Origin of the sequence: Sphingomonas sp. TZW2008 (assembly GCF_002117915.1) — a bacterium.
GTDB lineage: Bacteria > Pseudomonadota > Alphaproteobacteria > Sphingomonadales > Sphingomonadaceae > Sphingomonas.
The window spans coordinates 212,463-231,038 of sequence record NZ_BDJB01000003.1; the positions used below are offsets into that span (position 1 = coordinate 212,463).

General features: G+C 67.7%; 18 protein-coding genes. 7 read left to right on the forward strand and 11 right to left on the reverse strand.

Annotated elements, in window-relative coordinates; translation table 11 throughout:
• Positions 1-4: 4 nt before the first annotated feature.
• Complete coding sequence (locus B7L05_RS02655) at positions 5-844, reverse strand: MaoC family dehydratase N-terminal domain-containing protein (protein WP_179187103.1); 840 nt, start codon at positions 842-844, stop codon at positions 5-7.
• A 9-nt stretch (positions 845-853) separates the two neighbouring features.
• Positions 854-1,516, reverse strand: coding sequence for an HPP family protein (locus B7L05_RS02660; RefSeq protein WP_144037091.1), 663 nt, complete (start codon positions 1,514-1,516; stop codon positions 854-856).
• 130 nt (positions 1,517-1,646) lie between these two features.
• Between B7L05_RS02660 and B7L05_RS02665 the strand changes: the two genes are divergently transcribed.
• Genes B7L05_RS02665 through B7L05_RS02675 form a run of 3 tightly spaced genes read left to right on the forward strand, consistent with a single transcriptional unit; the run spans position 1,647 to position 4,981 of the window.
• Positions 1,647-2,807: an acyl-CoA dehydrogenase family protein gene (locus B7L05_RS02665; protein WP_085809058.1), complete on the forward strand. Its 1,161-nt coding sequence runs from the start codon at positions 1,647-1,649 to the stop codon at positions 2,805-2,807.
• Positions 2,808-2,837: 30 nt separating this feature from the next.
• Positions 2,838-3,077 carry a hypothetical protein gene (locus B7L05_RS02670; protein ID WP_085808673.1) on the forward strand — a complete coding sequence of 80 codons (240 nt, stop codon included), beginning with the start codon at positions 2,838-2,840 and terminating at the stop codon, positions 3,075-3,077.
• A 50-nt stretch (positions 3,078-3,127) separates the two neighbouring features.
• Positions 3,128-4,981, forward strand: coding sequence for an AMP-binding protein (locus tag B7L05_RS02675; RefSeq protein ID WP_085808674.1), 1,854 nt, complete (start codon positions 3,128-3,130; stop codon positions 4,979-4,981).
• Between the two features lie 62 nt (positions 4,982-5,043).
• Here B7L05_RS02675 and B7L05_RS02680 read toward each other — a convergent pair whose 3' ends face one another.
• From B7L05_RS02680 to B7L05_RS02690, 3 genes are all read right to left on the reverse strand, one after another.
• Positions 5,044-6,249: an acyl-CoA dehydrogenase family protein gene (locus B7L05_RS02680; RefSeq protein ID WP_085808675.1), complete on the reverse strand. Its 1,206-nt coding sequence runs from the start codon at positions 6,247-6,249 to the stop codon at positions 5,044-5,046.
• 23 nt (positions 6,250-6,272) lie between these two features.
• Positions 6,273-7,370: an acyl-CoA dehydrogenase family protein gene (locus B7L05_RS02685; RefSeq protein WP_085808676.1), complete on the reverse strand. Its 1,098-nt coding sequence runs from the start codon at positions 7,368-7,370 to the stop codon at positions 6,273-6,275.
• A gap of 69 nt (positions 7,371-7,439) precedes the next feature.
• Positions 7,440-8,228 (reverse strand): SDR family NAD(P)-dependent oxidoreductase, encoded by a 789-nt coding sequence (locus B7L05_RS02690; protein WP_085808677.1) that lies wholly within the window; start codon positions 8,226-8,228, stop codon positions 7,440-7,442.
• Positions 8,229-8,359: 131 nt separating this feature from the next.
• Between B7L05_RS02690 and B7L05_RS02695 the strand changes: the two genes are divergently transcribed.
• Positions 8,360-9,154 carry an enoyl-CoA hydratase/isomerase family protein gene (locus B7L05_RS02695; RefSeq protein ID WP_085809059.1) on the forward strand — a complete coding sequence of 265 codons (795 nt, stop codon included), beginning with the start codon at positions 8,360-8,362 and terminating at the stop codon, positions 9,152-9,154.
• Positions 9,151-9,936: an SDR family NAD(P)-dependent oxidoreductase gene (locus B7L05_RS02700; protein ID WP_085808678.1), complete on the forward strand. Its 786-nt coding sequence runs from the start codon at positions 9,151-9,153 to the stop codon at positions 9,934-9,936. Before B7L05_RS02695 ends, B7L05_RS02700 begins: the two co-directional genes overlap by 4 nt.
• 64 nt (positions 9,937-10,000) lie before the next feature.
• On the opposite strand, the gene B7L05_RS02705 is transcribed toward B7L05_RS02700, so the two are convergent.
• Genes B7L05_RS02705 through B7L05_RS02725 form a run of 5 tightly spaced genes read right to left on the reverse strand, consistent with a single transcriptional unit; the run spans position 10,001 to position 14,360 of the window.
• A complete protein-coding gene (locus B7L05_RS02705; protein WP_085808679.1) occupies positions 10,001-11,227 on the reverse strand; it encodes a cyclopropane-fatty-acyl-phospholipid synthase family protein in 1,227 nt (408 codons plus the stop codon).
• Between the two features lie 18 nt (positions 11,228-11,245).
• On the reverse strand, positions 11,246-12,001 hold the full coding sequence (locus B7L05_RS02710) for a molybdopterin-dependent oxidoreductase (protein WP_085808680.1): 756 nt from the start codon (positions 11,999-12,001) through the stop codon (positions 11,246-11,248).
• Entirely contained in the window at positions 11,998-12,696 is a 699-nt protein-coding gene (locus tag B7L05_RS02715; protein ID WP_085808681.1) for a cytochrome b/b6 domain-containing protein, read from the reverse strand. The genes B7L05_RS02710 and B7L05_RS02715 overlap by 4 nt, the downstream gene beginning before the upstream one ends.
• Positions 12,697-12,736: 40 nt before the next feature.
• Positions 12,737-13,498 (reverse strand): sulfite exporter TauE/SafE family protein, encoded by a 762-nt coding sequence (locus B7L05_RS02720; protein WP_085808682.1) that lies wholly within the window; start codon positions 13,496-13,498, stop codon positions 12,737-12,739.
• 31 nt (positions 13,499-13,529) lie between these two features.
• Positions 13,530-14,360 (reverse strand): class I mannose-6-phosphate isomerase, encoded by an 831-nt coding sequence (locus B7L05_RS02725; protein ID WP_085808683.1) that lies wholly within the window; start codon positions 14,358-14,360, stop codon positions 13,530-13,532.
• A 177-nt stretch (positions 14,361-14,537) separates the two neighbouring features.
• On the opposite strand from B7L05_RS02725, the gene B7L05_RS02730 reads away from it, so the two are divergent.
• Together B7L05_RS02730 and recN are read left to right on the forward strand one after the other, a co-directional pair.
• On the forward strand, positions 14,538-15,620 hold the full coding sequence (locus B7L05_RS02730) for an outer membrane protein assembly factor BamD (protein ID WP_085808684.1): 1,083 nt from the start codon (positions 14,538-14,540) through the stop codon (positions 15,618-15,620).
• 34 nt (positions 15,621-15,654) lie between these two features.
• Complete coding sequence (recN, locus tag B7L05_RS02735; RefSeq protein ID WP_085808685.1) at positions 15,655-17,310, forward strand: DNA repair protein RecN; 1,656 nt, start codon at positions 15,655-15,657, stop codon at positions 17,308-17,310.
• 35 nt (positions 17,311-17,345) lie between these two features.
• On the opposite strand, the gene rlmN is transcribed toward recN, so the two are convergent.
• Complete coding sequence (rlmN, locus tag B7L05_RS02740) at positions 17,346-18,530, reverse strand: 23S rRNA (adenine(2503)-C(2))-methyltransferase RlmN (RefSeq protein WP_085809060.1); 1,185 nt, start codon at positions 18,528-18,530, stop codon at positions 17,346-17,348.
• Between the last annotated feature and the right edge of the window lie 46 nt (positions 18,531-18,576).

An 18,576-nucleotide genomic window follows, 5' to 3' on the forward strand; every position in this document is an offset into this window, starting at 1 on the left:
ACGATCAGGCGAGGGTCGCCTGCACCTCCATGCATGCGCAGCCGTCCCCATCCGTCGTCCACAGCGACACCGGTTCGCCCGCCGCCAGATTGAGCGCGGCCGCCGCGCCGACGAACAGCGGTCTCGCGCCGCGGAACGAGAAGTTTGTCAGACGCCGGTCGGGTCGCTGGCGAAGCAGGAAGTCAGCCAGCAGCATCGCCTGATACGGCCCGTGCACGACGAGATCGGGATAATGCTCCTCTTCGATGGCATAGGCGCGATCATAGTGGATGCGGTGCGCGTTGAACGTCAGCGCCGAGAAGCGGAACAGCGCGGTCGCGTCCGGCACGAAGTCGGCCCGCGCCGTCGCACGGCGCGTATCAGACGCGGCGGGCGCTGGAGTTCCGTTACCCGGCTGACGGAACACCAGATCCTGCTCCTCGATCACCGCTGCCGCGCCATCGACGACGATCTCGTGCCGCACGGTAACGAACGTCAGCGTCCCGCTGCGCCCGCTCTTTTTGTTGACGTCGGTGACGAGGCTGCGTCGCATGGCGGGCGCGCCGATCGGCAAGGGCGCGTTAAAGGTCAGCCGCCCCCCGGCCCACATGCGCCGCGGCGCATTGATCGGCGGTAGTTCGACGCCGCGCTGCGGATGCCCGTCGCGCCCGATGGTCGATTGCCGGGCCTCGGGCAGAAAATAGAGCCAGTGCGCGAGTGGCGGCAGCTCGCCCACCGGCCAGTGGGCGCCGTCGTGGTCGAACAGCGCGGCCAGCCGCCGCAGCGGCGCGGCGACGAGATCGTCGTGCTGCTCGGTTAACACCGGTTGCCAGCTGTCTAGGCTCGCTATCGAATCGTCTGCCACAATCGCTCCTCAGCCCCGCCGTCGCGCGTCGGCATACCATTCGGCGCGCGTCAGCAGCGCATCGAGATCGTCGCGGCTGATGTCAAAGCTCTCGTGCATGTCGTCCAACGCCGCGTCGATATCGGCGAGGTGAAGCCCGCTAGGCAGCGGCGGTGCTGGCGACGGGCGATGCGGATAGCTGCGCCGCGTCGCGCGGTGGAACGCGATACCTAGCGCAACCAGCGCGACCGAATTGATCCCGACCGGCAGCAGCGCGAAGCCGAAGCCAGCATCGTGGATGCTTTGGCTGCCGATCACCGCTGTCAGCGCCGCCGCGCCGCCAGGCGGATGCAGGCAGCGCAGTAGCGACATGACGAGGATCGCCGCACCGACGCCGAGTGCGGCTGCCACGACCGGATCGCGAACCAGCGTGAACGCCGCAACCCCTACCAACGTCGAGACGACGTTACCGCCGATCACCGGCCACGGCTGCGCCAGCGGGCTCGCCGGCACCGCGAAGACGAGCACGGCCGACGCACCCAGCGGCGCCACGATGATCGGTAGGTCGCTGCCGCCGCGCGGGGCGAGCGCGCAGACCATCATCGTCACCGCGATGCCGATCGCCGCCCCTAAACACGCGACGATCCGCTCGGGCAGATGCGCGCCCGCTAGAATGGGCTGGAAGAAACGCAAGCAGCCGGTCCTCGTCGATGATCCCAGTCCGCCACGTACCAGCGCGAGTCGCTGGCGCGAAAGGAAGTCATTTTTGCTGGCTCCTCGCCGCTTCCTTTCTTATCCGATCGTTAAATTGGTGGAGGATCCGATGAGCAGCACATGGCCTGATTACGCCGACATCCGTCGCGAGGTCGCCAAATTGTGCGCCGACTTCCCCGGCCCCTATTGGCGGGCGAAGGATCGCGAGCGCGCCTATCCCACCGAATTCGTCGACGCGCTGACGCGCAGCGGCTTCCTGTCGGTGCTGATCCCTGAGGAATATGGCGGCGCCGGCCTGCCCTTGTCCGCCGCCGCCGCGATCCTCGAAGAGATCCAGCAGCAGGGCGCGAACGGCGGCGCCTGCCACGCGCAGATGTACGTCATGGGCACGATCCTGCGCCACGGCAGCGAGGAGCAGAAGCGCCGTTATTTGTCCGAGGTCGCCAACGGCACGCTGCGGCTGCAGGCATTCGGCGTCACCGAGCCGACGAGCGGGACCGACACGGGATCGCTCAAGACGGTCGCGCGCCGCGACGGCGATCGCTACATCGTCTCCGGGCAGAAGATCTGGACCAGCCGCGCGCTGCAATCGGATCTGATGGTGCTGCTCGCCCGCACGACGCCGCAGGATCAGGTGACGAAGCGCACCGACGGCCTGTCGGTCTTCCTCGTCGACATGCGTGAGGCGCTGCAGCAGGGCATGACGATCCGCCCGATCACGACGATGATGAACCACTCGTCGACCGAGGTTTTCTTCGACGACGTGCCCGTGCCCGCCGCGAACCTGATCGGTGAGGAGGGCAAGGGCTTCAAATACATCCTGTCAGGGATGAACGCGGAGCGCGCGCTGATCGCCGCCGAATGCATCGGCGACGCCAAATGGTTCATCGACAAGGCCAGCGCCTACGCCCGCGAGCGCAAGGTGTTCGGCCGCCCGATCGGCCAGAATCAGGGAATCCAGTTCCCGATCGCGCGCGCCTATGCGCAGATGCGTGCCGCCGAGCTGCTGACGCACGAAGCGATCCGGTTGTACGAGGCGGGCGAGAATTGCGGCGCCGAGGCCAATATGGCGAAGATGCTCGCGGCGGAGGCGAGCTGGGCGGCGGGCGAGGCGTGCATCCAGACGCACGGCGGCTTCGGCTTCGCGGAGGAATATGACGTCGAGCGCAAGTTCCGCGAGACGCGGCTGTATCAGGTCGCCCCGATCTCGACCAACCTCATCCTCTCCTTCGTGTCCGAGCACGTCCTCGATCTGCCGCGCTCGTTCTGAACCGCCCGCTTCGCACGGCGTTGGACCAGGATGATCGAGGTTCCCGCGCCCTATCGCCCACCCATCACACAGCGTGGCAAGCTGTCGCTGCGGATCGGCAAGCGTGCGCGCTTCGCCGTGCGCGTCGAGGTGACGAGTGGCGGGCTGCTCGCCATCGGCGGCCTCGTCTCGTCGATCCTGCTGTCGACCGCGGTACTAGTCGGCGCCGCCATCGGCACCCCGCGGCGGCGCCAAGCCAAGCTTGAGGGCCGCGACGCGATTCAGCGCTAGGCGAGACTAATACAAGCGGCTTATATCGGGGCAAAATAGGAGAGACCCCGATGGCCACCGCCGCTGCCGTGCCCAACCCCCCGCCCTTCCGCCGCCTGCCGCAGAAGGGGCCGGACATCACCGTCGATCATCGCGACGATGGCACGATCCTGATCCGGTCGAACCACGCGATGGCCGAGCCCGCCCGCTCGATCCCGCATCTGATGGCCGAGCGCGCCGCGCTTCATCCCGATCGGCCCTGGCTGATGCAGCGCGCGCCCGGCCACGGGCCGTGGCAGGGCGTCACCTACGGCGAAGGCAAGCGCATGGCGGACAGCGTCGCGCAGTGGCTGCTCGATCGCGGGCTGGGCGCTGGTGACGCGGTGATGTGCCTCAGCGCCAATTCGGTCGCGCAGGGCATCCTGATGGTCGGCTGCTTCACCGCGGGCGTGCCGATCGCGCCGCTCAGCCCTGCCTACAGCCTCGTCTCGACCGATCACGCCAAGCTCAAACACTGTTTCGCCACCGTGCGCCCGCGGATCGTCTTCGCCGAGCAGGCCGCGATGTTCGAGCGCGCCTTTGATACGCTACGCGCCCTCGATCCCTCGCTCGTCTTCGTCACCGTCGACGGCGGCGCGGGCACCATCCCGTTCCGCGAGTTGACCGACACCGTCGCAACCGAGGCGGTCAACGAAGCGCGCGAGGCGCTGACGCACGACACCGTCGGCAAATATCTGTTCACCTCGGGATCGACCGGGATGCCCAAGGGGGTGCCGCAGCATCAGGGAATGTTCGTCAACCTGATCGCGGCGTCGGAAGGGCTGCGCGACGATCCCGATCCGGTCGACCATCCGATCTCGCTCGATTGGATGCCGTGGAACCACATCTCTGCGGGCACGATCCACTTCAACGCCGCGATCGCCGGCGGCGGCACGCTCTACATCGACGAGGGCAAGCCCGTCCCCGGCCTATTCGAGACGACGATCGCCAATTTGCGCGAGATCTCGCCGATGAGCTTCGGCTCGGCGCCGATCGCCTTTGCGATGCTCGCCGACGCGATGGAGCGCGATCCGACGCTGCGGCACGCCTTTTTCAAGAACCTGCGCGGCATGGGCTATGGCGGCGCGACGCTGTCCGACGATCTCTACGATCGGATGCAGGCGCTGGCGATCGCGGAGACGGGCGAGCGCATGCCGTTCACCACCATGTACGGCGCGACCGAGACGCTCGGCGTCACCGTCGTCCACTGGGCGTCGGAGCGCGTCGGGCTGATCGGGCTGCCGCTTCCGGGCAGCACGCTCAAGCTCGTGCCCAGCGGCGACAAGCTCGAGGTGCGGGTGAAGGGGCCGACCGTCACGACCGGCTACCACAACGATCCTGAAAAGACCGCCGCCGCCTTCGACGAGGAGGGCTATTACATGCTCGGCGATGCTGCGCGCTTCCTCGATCCCGATCAGCCCGAACTCGGCCTCGTCTTCGACGGGCGCGTAACGGAGGACTTCAAGCTTTCGTCGGGGACGTGGGTGTCGGTTGGCACGCTGCGGCCTGATATCGTCGCCGCCTGCTCGCCCTATCTCCAGGACGCGGTGATCGCCGGGCAGGACAAGCCGTTCATCGCGGTACTCGCCTGGCCCTCTGCCTCGGCGTTGCAGACGCTCGCGGAAGCGACGCCGGGTGCGGATCCTTTCCCGACGCTGGAGGGGCTGGTGAAGGAGAAGCTGGAGGCGTTCAACGCCGAGGCGGGCGGATCGTCGCGCCGCGTCGGACGCTTCACCATCCTACGCACGGCACCGTCGATCGACGGGGGCGAGATCACCGACAAGGGCTACGTCAACCAGCGCGCGACGCTCACCGCGCGTGCCGATATCGTCAAGGCGCTGTTCGCTGATGAGGTGGGCGAGCACATCATCGATCTGCGCGGCTAAACAAAACCGCCGCCGTTCCAGGTTCTTCCGGAACGGCGGCGGCTTGAAAGCGCAGGTGCGTATCAGCGCCCGACGGCAAGGTCCTTGAACGCCGCATCCTTGTCGGTGCGAATCTCGCCGGGCAGGCCGAGAACACGCTCGGCGATGATGTTTTTCAGGATTTCGTCGGTGCCGCCCGCGATGCGAAGGCCCGGCGCATTCATCACCGCGCCCTGGAACAGGCCCTTCAGCGGCAGCAGCGCGGGATCGTTGATGATCCCATACTGATCCTCCGCCTCGATCGCGGCATTGCCCAGATCCTGCAGCACGTTGGCGGCGATGATCTTGCCGATCGAGCTTTCCGGCCCCGGCGTCTGCCCGCGGCTCAGCGCCGTCATCGTGCGCATGCGCGTGTTGCGCAGCCCTTCCGACTGGACGTACCAGTCGGCCAGCCGCTGGCGGAACGCACTGTCCTTGATCAGAGGGCCGTCTGCCGCGTCGAGGTCCTTCGCCAACGCCAGGATTTCCTTCGGGCTCGCCCCGCTCGCCCCGCCGACCGCGAGCCGCTCGTTCATCAGCGTGACCAGCGCGACCTTCCAGCCGTCGTCCACCGCGCCTAGCCGCTGCGCATCAGGGATGCGAACGTCGGTGAAATAGACTTCGTTGAAGTTCGATCCGCCCGACATCTGGTGAATCGGCCGGATCTCGACGCCCGGCGACTTCAGATCGAGCCAGAACATCGTCAGGCCCTTGTGCTTGGGCACGTCGGGATTGGTGCGGACGAGGACGATGCCGTAATCCGAATAATGCGCGCCCGAGGTCCACACCTTCTGGCCGTTCACGACCCAATCGTCGCCGTCACGCACCGCGCGGGTGCGGATCGCCGCCACGTCCGATCCGCCGGCGGGTTCGGAGAACAGCTGCGACCAGATTTCTTCGCCGCGCAGCGCCGGGCCGACGAAGCGCTGCTTGGTCTCGTCGTTGGCGAACGCCATCACCGTCGGCACGCACATGCCAAGGCCAATGGTGAAATAGCCGTATTGCACCGGGAACTTGGCCTCTTCCTGGCCGAAGATCACCGACTGGATCGGCGTGCCGCCAGCCCCGCCCCACTCCTTGGGCCAAGTGATCTGCGCGTAGCCGGCTTCGGCCTTGCGCTTCTGCCACGCCTTGCCGGCCGCCATGTCGTCGGCGTGGTTCATCGCCTTGTGCTCGGCCGCGTTCTTCTCGAGCCACGCGCGCGCGGTGGCGCGATACTCGGCTTCTTCCGGGGAATCGTTGAAGTCCATGATCTCGTCCTCTCGCTCGGCGTTCAGGCCGCGTTCTTCATTTCGAGCTGGCTCACCAGCCGTTCGCGCCATGTCGCCGGGGCACCCGCGACGAGGCTGAGCTGGCGCGACCGGCGGTAGTAGAGCTGCGGATCGGCCTCCCAGGTGAAGCCGATGCCGCCGTGCGTCTGGATATTCTCCTTGGAAGCGAACCAGAACGCCTCGCTCGCCGCGACGCGCGCGGTCGCCGCCGCCAGCGGCAGGTCACCCGCATCGGTATTGAGCGCCCACGCGCCGAAATAGGCGTTCGATCGCGCAACCTCGTTCTTGACGTAGATATCGGCGAGCTTGTGCTTGATCGCCTGATAGCCCGCGATCGCACGGCCGAAGGCATGGCGGCTCAGCGCATATTCCTTTGCCATCTCTAGGCTCTTGTCGGCGCCGCCGACCTGCTCGAACGCGAGCAGCACCGCCGCACGATCGAACACCGCCTGCATCGCCGCGATCCCGTCCTCGCTGCCGAGCCGCTCGGCCGGCGCGCCCGAGAAAATGAGCTTCGCCGCCGAGCGCGTCGGGTCGAGCGTCGTGAGCACCTCGGCCGATACGCCTTCGCCCTTTTCGACCAGATACAGCCCGTCCTTCGCCAGCACGACGATCAGGTCAGCGACGTCGCCGTCGGTCACCGGGATCTTCTCGCCCGACAGCTTGCCGTCCGACACGCTGGTGCCGATCGACCGCGCCGTCACGGGGCCCTTGCCCTCGGCGGTGGCGAACGCACCGATTACCTCGCCCGCCGCAATCCGGGGCAGCCACTTGGCCTTCTGTTCCTGCGAGCCGAACTTCATCAGCGCCTCGGCGACGAAATAGACAGTGGAGGCGAACGGGATTGGCGCGCACGCGCGGCCAAGCTCCTCGGCTAGCCCGCACAGCTCGACATGGCCCATGCCGAGCCCGCCGAACTCCTCGGGGATCGCGACGCCGAGCCAGCCTTGCTCCGCAACGCCCTTCCACAGCGCCTCGTCATAGGCGCGATCGGCATTGTCGAGCACACCGCGCACCACCTTGGCGTCGCACTTCGCGGCGAGGAACTTGCGCGCCTCGTCCTTCAGCATCTTCTGGTCGTCGGAATAGTCGAAATTCATCTCACTCTCCCCGCCCGCCCGTCCGTGCCGATCCTGTCGCGGCACGTTCGAGAGGCCATGATCCGTTGATTAGCGCGGCTGCATCCGGATCGCGCCGTCGAGCCGCACGTCCTCGCCATTGAAATAACCGTTGCGGCACATTTCCAGCGCCAGCTTGGCATATTCCTCCGGCATGCCGAGCCGCTTGGGGAACGGCACCATCGCGGAGAGTGCCGCCTTCACCTGCGGCTTCGCGCGGCCCAGCAGCGGCGTGTCGAAGATGCCCGGCAGGATCGTGTTGCAGCGGATGCCTTCGGGTGACAGGTCGCGCGCGACATTGAGCGTCATGCCGATGATGCCCGCCTTGGCCGACGCATAGGCGACCTGCCCCACCTGGCCCTCTTCGCCCGCGACGCTCGCCGTGTTGACGATCGCCCCGCGATCGCCGTCTTCGGTCGGTTCCAACGTCATCATCCCCGCCGCCGCGCCGACGATGCAGCGGAACGTGCCGACGAGGTTTAGCTCGAGCGTCTTCTGGTAGTTCTCGATCGGATACGGCTTGATCGAGCCGTCCTCCTTCGATCGCGCCACCGTCTTGTTCGGGCCACCGAAGCCACCGCCCGCGCAATTGACCAGGATCCGCTCCTGCCCATTCGCCGCGCGCGCCTTGGCAAAACCAGCGTCAACCGACGCCTGATCCATCACGTCAACCTCGCAGTAGGTCGCACCGATCTCCTCCGCGACGCCCGGGCCGATCTCGCCGTTCTTGTCGAACAGCGCGACCTTCACGCCTTCCGCCCGCAGCGCCTTCGCCGTCGCGAGGCCGAGCCCGGAGGCGCCTCCGGTAATGATCGCCGCGATATCCGAACCCAGTTTCACTCAGCCTCTCCCCAGCTCGAACGCGGGCCGATTGCGACCTCGCGATTGCAGGATAACTTTAGTTATGTAGAGTGCCCCGTCAACAGATCAGTGCAATAGACAAGAGTGGGAGAGGCCTGTTGGAATATGAGATGATCTCGGTCGAGCGCCGGGGCGAAGTCGATTGGGTGACGATGAACCGCCCGCACGTCCTAAATGCGCTCAACGATCGCCATGTCGAGGAATTGAACCACTATTTCGGCGCGCTGCACAAGGATCGTGACTGCCGCGTCGTGGTGCTGAAGGGTGCCGGCCGCGCCTATTGCGCCGGGCTCGACCTGCAGGAGGGCGGCCGCTCCGAATTCGATACGATCGATCGCCTCGCGCACCAGCGCTCGATCGCCGAGATCGTGATGAAGATGCGCTATTGCCCGCAGCCGATCATCAGCCTCGTCCACGGCCCCGCATGCGGCGGCGGCTTTGCGATGGCGCTCGCATCCGACATCCGCATCGCCGGCGAATCGGTGCGCATGAACGCCGCCTTCATCCGCATCGGGCTTTCCGCGTGCGACATCGGCGTTAGCTATTTCCTGCCGCGCCTCGTCGGCGCGAGCGTCGCGGCGGAATTCATGCTCACTGGTAATTTTATCACCGCCGATCGCGCGCTTGCAACAGGCCTCGTCAGCCGCGTCGTGCCCGACGACCAGATGGAGGAAGCCGCCGCGCCGCTGATCGAACAGATGCTTACCACCTCGCCGATGGGCCTCAGGCTCACCAAGGAATGTCTGCGCATGTCGATCGACGCGCCCAGCCTCGAGGCAGCGGTGGCGATGGAGGACCGCAACCAGATCCTCTGCGCGACCGCGCCCGATTTCGGTGAGGGGATCAAGGCATTCTTTGAGAAGCGCCGCCCCGATTACAGCAAGAAGAAGGAGCAGGCGGCATGAGCGCCGGAACCCCCAGCGGACTTGAGGGCCGGGTGGCACTCGTCACCGGCGGCGGGCGCGGCATCGGGCGTGAGATCGCGCTGCGGCTGGCGCGCGACGGTGCCGACGTCGCGGTGAACTACCGCCGCGACGCCGACGCTGCCGAGGAGGTGGTGCGCGAGATCGAAGGGCTGGGGCGCCGCGCCAAGGCTTATGCCGCCTCGGTCGATCACTTCGAGGAGTGCGAGACGATGGTCGACGCTGTCGTCGCCGACTTCGGTGGGGTCGACATCCTCGTCAACAACGCCGGCATCGCCAGCCGCGGGCAGAGCGTCGCCGATACCGATCCGGGCGAGTTCGAGCGCGTGATGCGCACCCATGCCTTTGCGCCGCACTATATGTCGAAGCTGGTCCTGCCCTCCATGCGCCAGCGCGCGAAGGAGAAGGGCCGCGGCGACATCATCATCATTTCCAGCGTCGCAACGCTCTATCACGCCCCCAACGGCGCGCCCTATTCGATGGGCAAGGCCGCGTCGGAGGCGCTCGCGCTGGTGCTGTCGAAGGAGGAGCGCGCCAACAACATCCGCACCAACATCGTCGCCCCCGGTCTGACGGTGACCGACATGGGCGAGCGCCTTGCCAAGGCAACGCGCGGTGTCGCCGACATCCACGATCTCGCCGCCCAGTCGCCCTTCGGCCGCGTCTCCACCCCGGCGGACGTCGCCGCGGCGGTGGCCTATTTCGTCTCGGCCGACGGGGAATACGCCAACGGGCAGAAGATCAACCTCCACGGCGGCGGCTGATCGCATGCCGCTGCACCGTCATCCCGGCCAGCCATCCGGGATGACGGTCGACTGACCGAATTCTTCAACCCCGCAACGCGCGCTCGCCCTCGATCATATAGTCGCGCGTCACCGGCACGGCGGTGCGGCTCTTGGTCAGCTGGATCTGGTAATTGCACATGCCGCCGTTGCGGAAGGCGGACGCTGCACCCGCCAGGTAAAAGGTCCACATGCGGAAGAATCGTTCGTCGTAGAGCGCGACGATCGCGTCCTTCGCCGCCATCGTGCGATCGTACCAGTGATCGATCGTCCAGGCATAATGCAGCCGCAGCACCTCGATATCGGTCGGAAACAGCCGCAGCCCTTCGTAGGCGGTGACGATCTCGCTCAGCGCCGGATTGTATCCGCCGGGGAAGATGTACTTCGCGGTCCAGTCGTCGGTCGTGCCCGGTCCGCCCATCCGGCCGATCGTGTGCAGCAGCATCACGCCATCGTCCGCCAGCAGCTCGCGACACTTGCGGAAGAAGGTGCGATACTGCGGCGGGCCGACGTGTTCGAACATGCCGACCGACACGATGCGGTCGAACTGCCCCTCGACGCGGCGATAGTCGATCAGCTCGAACTTCACGCGATCGGCGACCCCCGCCTCGCCGGCCCGCGCGCGCGCGACCTTGAGCTGCTCCTCCGACAGCGTCACACCGAGCACGTCGACGTCGAAATGCTGGTGAAGATACAGCGCCATGCCGCCCCAGCCGCAGCCGATGTCGAGCACGCGCATGTCAGGCTTCAGCGCCAGCTTGGCGGCAATATGCGCCTTCTTGTCCTGCTGCGCCTGTTCCAGGCTGTTGGCGGGATCGGTGAAATAGGCGCAGCTGTACTGCTTGTCGCGATCGAGGAAGAGGTCGTAGAGCCGCCCCGAGAGGTCGTAATGGTGCGCGACGTTGCGCTTCGATCGACGCTCCATGTTGATCCGGTCGAGCCGATAGCGCACCGCGCCGATCGCGCGCGTCGCCGCACTGGGCTTCAGGTTGCGCTCCCCGCCTTCCCAGCGGCTGTTGCGCTTCAGCAGTTCGACGAGGTCGCGCACGTCGCCCTCCTCGATGATCAGCCGCCCGTTCATGTAGCATTCGCCCGCGCCCAGCGCCGGGTTGCGCGCGATCGCCAGTGCGACGCGCCGGTCGGCGAAGCGGATCGTGACGTTCGGATACCCCTCCTGCGGCGTGCCGAAGCTGGTCGGCGCGTGGCCGGGGCGGTGGAGGGTGAGACGGCCGCGCTTCACCGCGCGGGAGAGAAACAGATCGATCAGCGCCATGGCACGGGCACGTAACGATCAGATGCCGGCGTACCAATCGTAATCGACATTGTCTTCCCAATACCCGCCCTTGCCACGGCCGATGCCATCGAGGCTGGCGACCGCGTCGATCCGCATCAGATATTTGGCGTGCTTGTATCCCAATTGACGCTCGACGCGCAGCCGACATGGTGCACCGTTCGCCACCGGCAGGAAGCGATCGTTGAGCGTCCAGGCGAGGATCGTCTGTGGATGGAACGCGTCGACCAGGTCGATCGACTCGTAATAGGGCGCGCCGCCGTAGAGGTCGGCACAGGTGAAGACGATGTAGCGCGCGCTATCGCGCGTGCCTGCGGCCTTGAGCACGTCGGCTAATTGCGGTCCCTGCCACTTGCCGATCGCGCTCCACCCCTCGACGCAGTCGTGCCGCGTGATTTGCGCGCGCTGCGGCAGCGCACCCAGATCCTTGAGGCTCAGCGACAGCGGCCGCGCGACCAATCCGCCGACGGCGAGCCGCCAGTCGGCGAAATTGCCGGCGCGCAGGGCGGCATATTGCGGCGTGCCGGGATCGCGCGTGCCGTTCGGCCGGAAGAACGGCGACCGTTGCTCTGACGCGAACTCTGGCGCGAGCGCGTCGCGATTCGTCAGCGCACGCTGCAGGCCACGATGCATGTCCTCGCCCAGAAACAGGATGCGCCGCGTGGCGGGCTGTTGAATCACCCGGTCGCATCCCGTGAGCAGCACCGCGCCGCTTGCCGCCGTGCCCGCGATCAACCCTCGTCGCGACACGATCATGGCCTGGGCTCCTCGGGCACGCGCCACCAGCCGGTGATGACCGAGCGCAGTTCGTTGAGCGGCCCGGCGAGGATCACCAGCACCAGGTGGACGACGACGAACAGCGTGATCGCGATCATGCACAGGAAATGGATCGACCGCGCCGACTGGCGCCCTCCGAACACGTCGAGCAGCCACGGCCATGCCGCGTTCATCCCGGGCGACAGCGCGATGCCGGTAAGAATGACGAGCGGCAGCAGCACGAAGACGACGCCGACGTACGACAGCTTCTGCAACAGGTTGTACGCCTGCGGATCGGCCGGATCGTGGAAGCGGAACGACAGGTGTTCGCGCACGTCCGCGGCAACGTGTCGCACCGTCAGCTCGCGCCGGCGCACGCGTAGATCGCGCGCGAAATGGCGGTTGAGCAATCCCGCGATCATGTAGCCGAGCAGTCCGAACGCCAGCACCAGCGCGAAGAACAGATGCCAGCGCCGCGACAGCGCAAGATTGTAGTTCGCCGGGATCGTCAGCCAGGCGGGGAACCGCGGCAGCTCCCACCACGCGGCATCGAAGTTCGCGCCGTAGCGCCCCCAGTAGAGCCGCGGATGCGCGTTCGAGATCCCGAGCCCCGAGCCGATCAAAATGAAGATCGCGACAGCGTTGATCGCGTGCCACAGGCGCGTCGCGAGGCGATGGCGATAGATCACGGTCATCGGGCGCAACCTATCGCAAACCGCGGTGCACCGACAGCGCTCATCCGGCGTATGCGCGCCAAAAGAAGACCGCCGTAGTCGCGCCCGTCACCAGCAGCGTCCACGCGCGCACCGCGCCCGGCGGCAGGCGCTTGCCGATCAGCGCGCCCGCCCAGCCTCCCGCGATCGCGCCGACCAGCATCGGCACGCCGAATTCCCACGCCACCATCCCTGCCGCGACGAAGACGATCGCGGCGGCGGCATTGGCGACCGCGAGCATCAGCGTGCGCGGCGCGAACAGCTTGCGCGGGTCGAGCCGGGCGAGCAGCCCGTAGGTCGCCGTCATCATCAGCCCCACGCCGCCGCCGAAATAGCCGCCGTAAATGCCGAGCAGCGCCTGCGCCGCCACCAGCGTGCGCGGCCCGATCGTCACGCGCCGCGCTAGCCAAGCCGACGCGCGCTTGCCGAAGGCAAGCACGACGAAGGCGTAGAGCACCAGCCACGGAATGATGAGATCGAAGGTACGCGTCGGCGTCACGACCAACAGCGCGCTGCCCGCGAGCCCCGCGACAAAGGTCACGCCGGACAGCGTTCGCACGCCAACGCCGCCCACCGGCGCCAGTTCGTCGCGGAAGCTCCACGCACTCGTCGCGGCGCCCGGCAGCAACGCGACATTGGATGTCGCATTGGCGACGTTCGCGGGCAGCCCCGCAGCTAGCAGGGCAGGCAGCGTCGCGAAGGTGCCGCCGCCGGCGAGTGCGTTCATCGCCCCGCCGACGAACCCCGCCCCGGCCGCCAGCGCCGCTCCAGCGGCATCGATCATCGCGAGCGCCGCGCTGCGTGCGCGTCGCCGGTCAAGCGTCGATCCGCTTGGTTCCGGTATAGGCGAACAGCAGGTCGGCATCGTTCGACGCGTAAAGGATCTCCTCGCCCGTCAGCATCACGCACTCGCCCGCCCTCCACGCGACGCCGCCGACCACGCCGTGGCCGCGCACCGGCACCAGCCAGCCGGGCTTGCCTTCCGGCAGGCGCACCGTTCGCTCGCCACCGGTCCACCGCTCGAGCACGAACTTGGGTCCTTCGACCAGGATCGTACGCCCCGGCGCGACCTCGCCCGGCCGCGGCGGCGCGACATAGGGGGTAAGCTCCGCCACCGCGATGCCGTCGTCGAGGTGAAGCTCGCGCGGGCGGCCGTAATCGTACAGGCGATAGGTGGTATCCGAATTCTGCTGCACCTCGATCAGCGTCAGCCCCGCGCCGATCGCGTGGATCACGCCGGAATGCGAGTAGTAGAAGTCGCCCGCCTTCACCTTCTTCCAGTCGAGCTTGTCCTCGATCGATCCGTCGAGCGCGCTCGCGCGCAGTTCGTCCGCCGTCATCGGCTGCTTCGGCCCGATCGCGATCGTCGAGTCGGGCTGGGCGTCGAGGATCAGCCAGCATTCGTCCTTGCCGCGCGGCAGGCCGCGCTTCTGTGCCTCCTCGTCCGACGGATGGTCCTGCACCGACAGCTTCTCGCTGGTGAACAGATACTTGATCAGCATTTCGGGCTCGTCGGGGTGCGGTGACTGGAACCACACCTCGCCGATCGGCTCGCCGCCCGGCGCGGGATCGGGAAAGCCGGGGTACAATTTGTGGCGGCCCCACGGCTTCTCGACGCGCTTGGTCGCCAGCAAGGTTGCAGTCATGTTGGTACCCCGATGATGGATGGCTGTGCTACCCGCTCAACGCCGCCGCGACCAAGCCGTTTCATTCCGCCTGCATATCGTTCTGCGGCCCACACCTGCCCGTTTCGTCCCGCTCGTCCAGCCCCGCTCGTTTCGCCATTGTTCGCACGCGCGGCCCTGCGCTAAAGGCTCATTCCGATGCGTATCTCCTCGTCCCTGTCCCGGCCCCGCGGCGTTCGGCCGTCCCGTTCCAAGGCGGCCCGCCCGCTCGTCGCCCTGCTGATCGCCGCGGTCGCGCTGCCGATGGCGGGATGCGCACGCAACCGCGCGAGCAAGGGCGATCTGCCCTACGTCGCGCGCGACGTCGGTACGCTGTACAGCGCCGCGCGCGAGAAGCTCGACCAGCGCCAGTACAAGGTCGCCGCCGCGCTGTTCGACGAGGTCGAGCGCCAGCACCCCTATTCGGTTTGGGCGCGCCGCGCGCAGCTGATGGGCGCGTTCAGCAACTATCTCGCGAAAAGCTACACCGAAGCGATTCAGGGCGCGCAGCGCTTCCTGTCGGTCCACCCCGGCAACCGCGATGCGCCCTACGCCTATTATCTCATCGCGATGAGCTATTACGAACAGATCAGCGACGTGACGCGTGATCAGAAGATCTCGGTTCAGGCGCAGGACGCGCTGGGCGAACTCACCCGCCGTTATCCCAACACGCGTTATGCCGCCGACGCGCGGCTCAAGATCGATCTCGTGCGCGATCACCTCGCGGGCAAGGAAATGGAGGTCGGCCGCTTCTACGAGCGCCGCGGCCAGTGGCTTGCCGCCACGATGCGCTTCCGCAAGGTCGTCGACGATTATCAGACCACCACGCACACCCCCGAGGCGCTGATGCGGCTGACCGAGACGTATCTGGCGCTCGGCGTGCGTGAGGAAGCGCGGCGGAGCGCCGCCGTGCTCGGCGCCAACTATCCAGAGACCGACTGGTACAAGCGCGCCTTCGATCTGCTCGGCGAGAACCCGGTGATGCCAGTCAAGCCGCTCGCGCCGGGCGAGCAGGTCGTCCCGCAGCTCACCGTTCCCGCCCCCGCCGCCGCCCCGCGGACCGAGGTCGAGGTGCTGCCGGTCGAGGACGCGCCGACGCCGCGCGCCGAGGCGCCGGGCGCGCCGACGCCGGCGACCACCACTGGCGGCGCCGGTGCGACGCCCGCCGGCAACGCGCCGAGCAGCGCGACGCCGACCGGCGTCCAGCCCGGTACGCCCCCGGCACCGCCGCAGGATCAGTGAGGCACCGCCCGCGGCGCCGGGCGTTGAGCCGCACATGCTGACCGCGCTTTCGATCCGGGACGTCGTGCTGATCGAGGCGCTGGACCTCGATTTCGGGCCCGGTCTCGGCGTACTCACCGGCGAGACGGGCGCGGGTAAGTCGATCCTGCTCGATGCGCTCGGCCTAGCGCTCGGCGCACGCGGTGACAGCGGGCTGGTGCGCCACGGCGCAGCGCAGGCGAGCGTCACCGCCACCTTCGATCCCCCTGCCGATATCGCCGGTCTGCTCGAAGACAACGGGATCGAGGCGGAGCCGGGCGAGCCGCTGATCGTGCGCCGCGTCGTCAAGGCGGACGGCGGCAGCCGCGGGTTCCTCAACAACCAGCCCGCGTCAGCGGCGCTGCTGCGCGAACTCGGCACGCGCCTGGTCGAGATCCACGGCCAGCACGACGATCGCGGGCTGCTCAACCCGCGCGGCCATCGCGCGCTGCTCGACACGTTCGGGCGGCTCGACACCGCCGGGGTATCCGACGCCTGGCGCGCATGGCGCACCGCCGACGAGGCGCTCCTCGCCGCGCGCGCCGAGATCGAGACCGCGGCGCGCGACCGCGAGTGGCTCGATCATGCCGTCGCCGAGCTCGACGCGCTCGCCCCCGAGGCTGGCGAGGAAGAGGTGCTCGCCGAGCGCCGACGCATCATGCAGCGCTCGGAGAAGATCACCGAGGACCTCAACGCGCTCGTCGATGCGCTCGAAGGATCGGATGGTGCGCTCGCCAGCATGCGTCAGGCTGCGCGCATCCTCGATCGCATCGCGCCCGACCATCCGGCGCTCACCGAAGCCCTGGCGGCGCTCGATCGGGCGGTGATCGAGACGAGCAACGCGGGCGAGCAGGTCACCGAGGCGAGCCGCGCACTCGCCTATGATCCGCGCGCGCTGGAGGAAGACGAGGCGCGGCTGTTCGAGCTGCGTGCCGCCGCGCGCAAGCACCGCGTCCAGCCCGATGATCTCGCCGCGCTCGCCGACGAGTTGCGCGGCCGACGCGACCGGCTCGAGGCGGGCGAGGAAGGCATCGCCGCGCTTGAGCAGCGCGCGGCCAAGGCACGCGCGGCGTACGTCGCAGCCGCCGAGCGCCTGAGCGACGCACGCCGCGCCGCCGCCGCCAGGCTAGACGCGGCGGTGGCGGGCGAGCTGCCCCCGCTCAAACTCGACGCCGCGCGCTTCCGCACCGGCGTCGCGCCGCTGCCCGAGGATCAGTGGAGCCCCTTCGGCCAGGACCGCGTCGAGTTCGAGATCGCGACCAATCCCGGTGCGCCCTTCGCGGCACTGATCAAGATCGCCTCGGGCGGCGAGCTGTCGCGGTTCATCCTCGCGCTCAAGGTCGCGCTGGCGGAGGAAGGCGGCGCGGCGACGATGATCTTCGACGAGATCGATCGCGGCGTCGGCGGCGCGGTCGCCTCCGCGATCGGCGAGCGCCTTGCGCGGCTCGCGACCGCTACGCAGCTACTCGTCGTCACACACTCGCCGCAGGTCGCGGCGCGCGGCGCGGCGCATCTCCTGATCGCCAAGCGCAACGACGGTGTGGTGACGCGCACGGGCGTTCGCCAGCTCGACGATGCGGAACGGCGCGAGGAGATCGCGCGCATGCTGTCGGGCGCAACGATCACCGACGAAGCACGCGCGCAGGCGGACCGCCTGATCGAGACGGCTTGAACCCGAGGGTCAGCGGGTTGCGATGCGCGGCCCGCTCACCCGAGCGCCGCGAGCTTCTCCTCGGCCTGCCGATCGAGCTCGGCGCGGCTCTTCTTCTCGGCCGCAGTCTTGAGCTGGCCGCACGCGGCATCGATGTCGCGCCCGCGCGGCGTACGCGTCGGCGCCGAGAAGCCGCCTTCGAAGATGATGTTCGAGAAAGCGCGAATTCGCTCGGGCGCCGAGCATTCGTACGGCGCGCCCGGCCATGGATTGAACGGGATCAGGTTCACCTTTGCCGGCAGCCGGTAATGCCGCAGCAGCCGCACCAGCTCGCGCGCGTCGTCGTCCGAATCGTTCTTGTCCTTGAGCATCACATATTCGAACGTGATGCGCCGTGCATTGTTCGCACCAGGATAATCCGCGCACGCCTGCAGCAGCTCCTCGATCCCGTACTTGCGGTTGAGCGGCACGATCTCGTCGCGCACGTCCTTCGTTACCGCGTGGAGCGAGACGGCAAGGTTGACGCCGATCTCTGCTCCCGCGCGCGCCATCATCGGTACGACGCCTGACGTCGACAGCGTGATCCGCCGCTTCGACAGCGCGAGCCCGTCGCCGTCCATCACTACTGAGAGCGCGTCGCGCACGTTGTCGAAATTGTACAGCGGCTCGCCCATGCCCATCATCACGATGTTGGTCAGCATGCGGCCCTCGGGCTGGCTCGGCCACTCGCCCAGTCCGTCGCGCGCGAGCATCACCTGCCCGACGATCTCACCCGCGGTCAGGTTGCGCACCAGCCGCATCGTCCCCGTGTGGCAGAAGCGGCAGTTGAGCGTGCAACCGACCTGGCTCGATACGCACAAGGTACCGCGATCCGCGTCGGGGATGAACACCATCTCATAGTCCTGCCCGTCGTCCGACCGCAGCAGCCACTTGCGCGTCCCGTCGACAGAGACCTGCGCCTCCACCACCTGCGGCCGTCCGATCACGAAACGCTCGGCGAGCCACGGGTGCTGCGCCTTGGCAATGTCGGTCATCACCGCGAAATCGGTCGCGCCGCGATTGTAGATCCAGTGCCAGATCTGCTTGGCGCGCAGCTTCGCCTGCTTGGGATCGAGCCCGCCCGCCGCCAGCGCCTCGCGCAGCTCGGCCTTGGACAGGCCGACGAGATCGACGCGGCCATCCGCCCGCGGCGTGACGGCACGCGCGACAGGCACGGGATCGATGTGCCCGGGGATGGGCATGGGCGCAGCCGACGGTGTTTGCATCGCGCGCATATAGCGCGAAACG

Bases quoted from the DNA above. Each gene is read 5' to 3' on its own strand.
- B7L05_RS02700 (WP_085808678.1), top strand. From the start codon at position 9,151: ATGAGCGCCGGAACCCCCAGCGGACTTGAGGGCCGGGTGGCACTCGTC.
- B7L05_RS02675 (WP_085808674.1), top strand. From the start codon at position 3,128: ATGGCCACCGCCGCTGCCGTGCCCAACCCCCCGCCCTTCCGCCGCCTG.
- B7L05_RS02715 (WP_085808681.1), bottom strand. From the start codon at position 12,696: ATGACCGTGATCTATCGCCATCGCCTCGCGACGCGCCTGTGGCACGCG.
- B7L05_RS02730 (WP_085808684.1), top strand. From the start codon at position 14,538: ATGCGTATCTCCTCGTCCCTGTCCCGGCCCCGCGGCGTTCGGCCGTCC.
- B7L05_RS02680 (WP_085808675.1), bottom strand. From the start codon at position 6,249: ATGGACTTCAACGATTCCCCGGAAGAAGCCGAGTATCGCGCCACCGCG.
- B7L05_RS02720 (WP_085808682.1), bottom strand. From the start codon at position 13,498: ATGATCGATGCCGCTGGAGCGGCGCTGGCGGCCGGGGCGGGGTTCGTC.
- B7L05_RS02665 (WP_085809058.1), top strand. From the start codon at position 1,647: ATGAGCAGCACATGGCCTGATTACGCCGACATCCGTCGCGAGGTCGCC.
- B7L05_RS02725 (WP_085808683.1), bottom strand. From the start codon at position 14,360: ATGACTGCAACCTTGCTGGCGACCAAGCGCGTCGAGAAGCCGTGGGGC.
- recN (WP_085808685.1), top strand. From the start codon at position 15,655: ATGCTGACCGCGCTTTCGATCCGGGACGTCGTGCTGATCGAGGCGCTG.
- B7L05_RS02670 (WP_085808673.1), top strand. From the start codon at position 2,838: ATGATCGAGGTTCCCGCGCCCTATCGCCCACCCATCACACAGCGTGGC.
- B7L05_RS02685 (WP_085808676.1), bottom strand. From the start codon at position 7,370: ATGAATTTCGACTATTCCGACGACCAGAAGATGCTGAAGGACGAGGCG.
- rlmN (WP_085809060.1), bottom strand. From the start codon at position 18,530: ATGCCCATCCCCGGGCACATCGATCCCGTGCCTGTCGCGCGTGCCGTC.
- B7L05_RS02705 (WP_085808679.1), bottom strand. From the start codon at position 11,227: ATGGCGCTGATCGATCTGTTTCTCTCCCGCGCGGTGAAGCGCGGCCGT.
- B7L05_RS02695 (WP_085809059.1), top strand. From the start codon at position 8,360: ATGATCTCGGTCGAGCGCCGGGGCGAAGTCGATTGGGTGACGATGAAC.
- B7L05_RS02710 (WP_085808680.1), bottom strand. From the start codon at position 12,001: ATGATCGTGTCGCGACGAGGGTTGATCGCGGGCACGGCGGCAAGCGGC.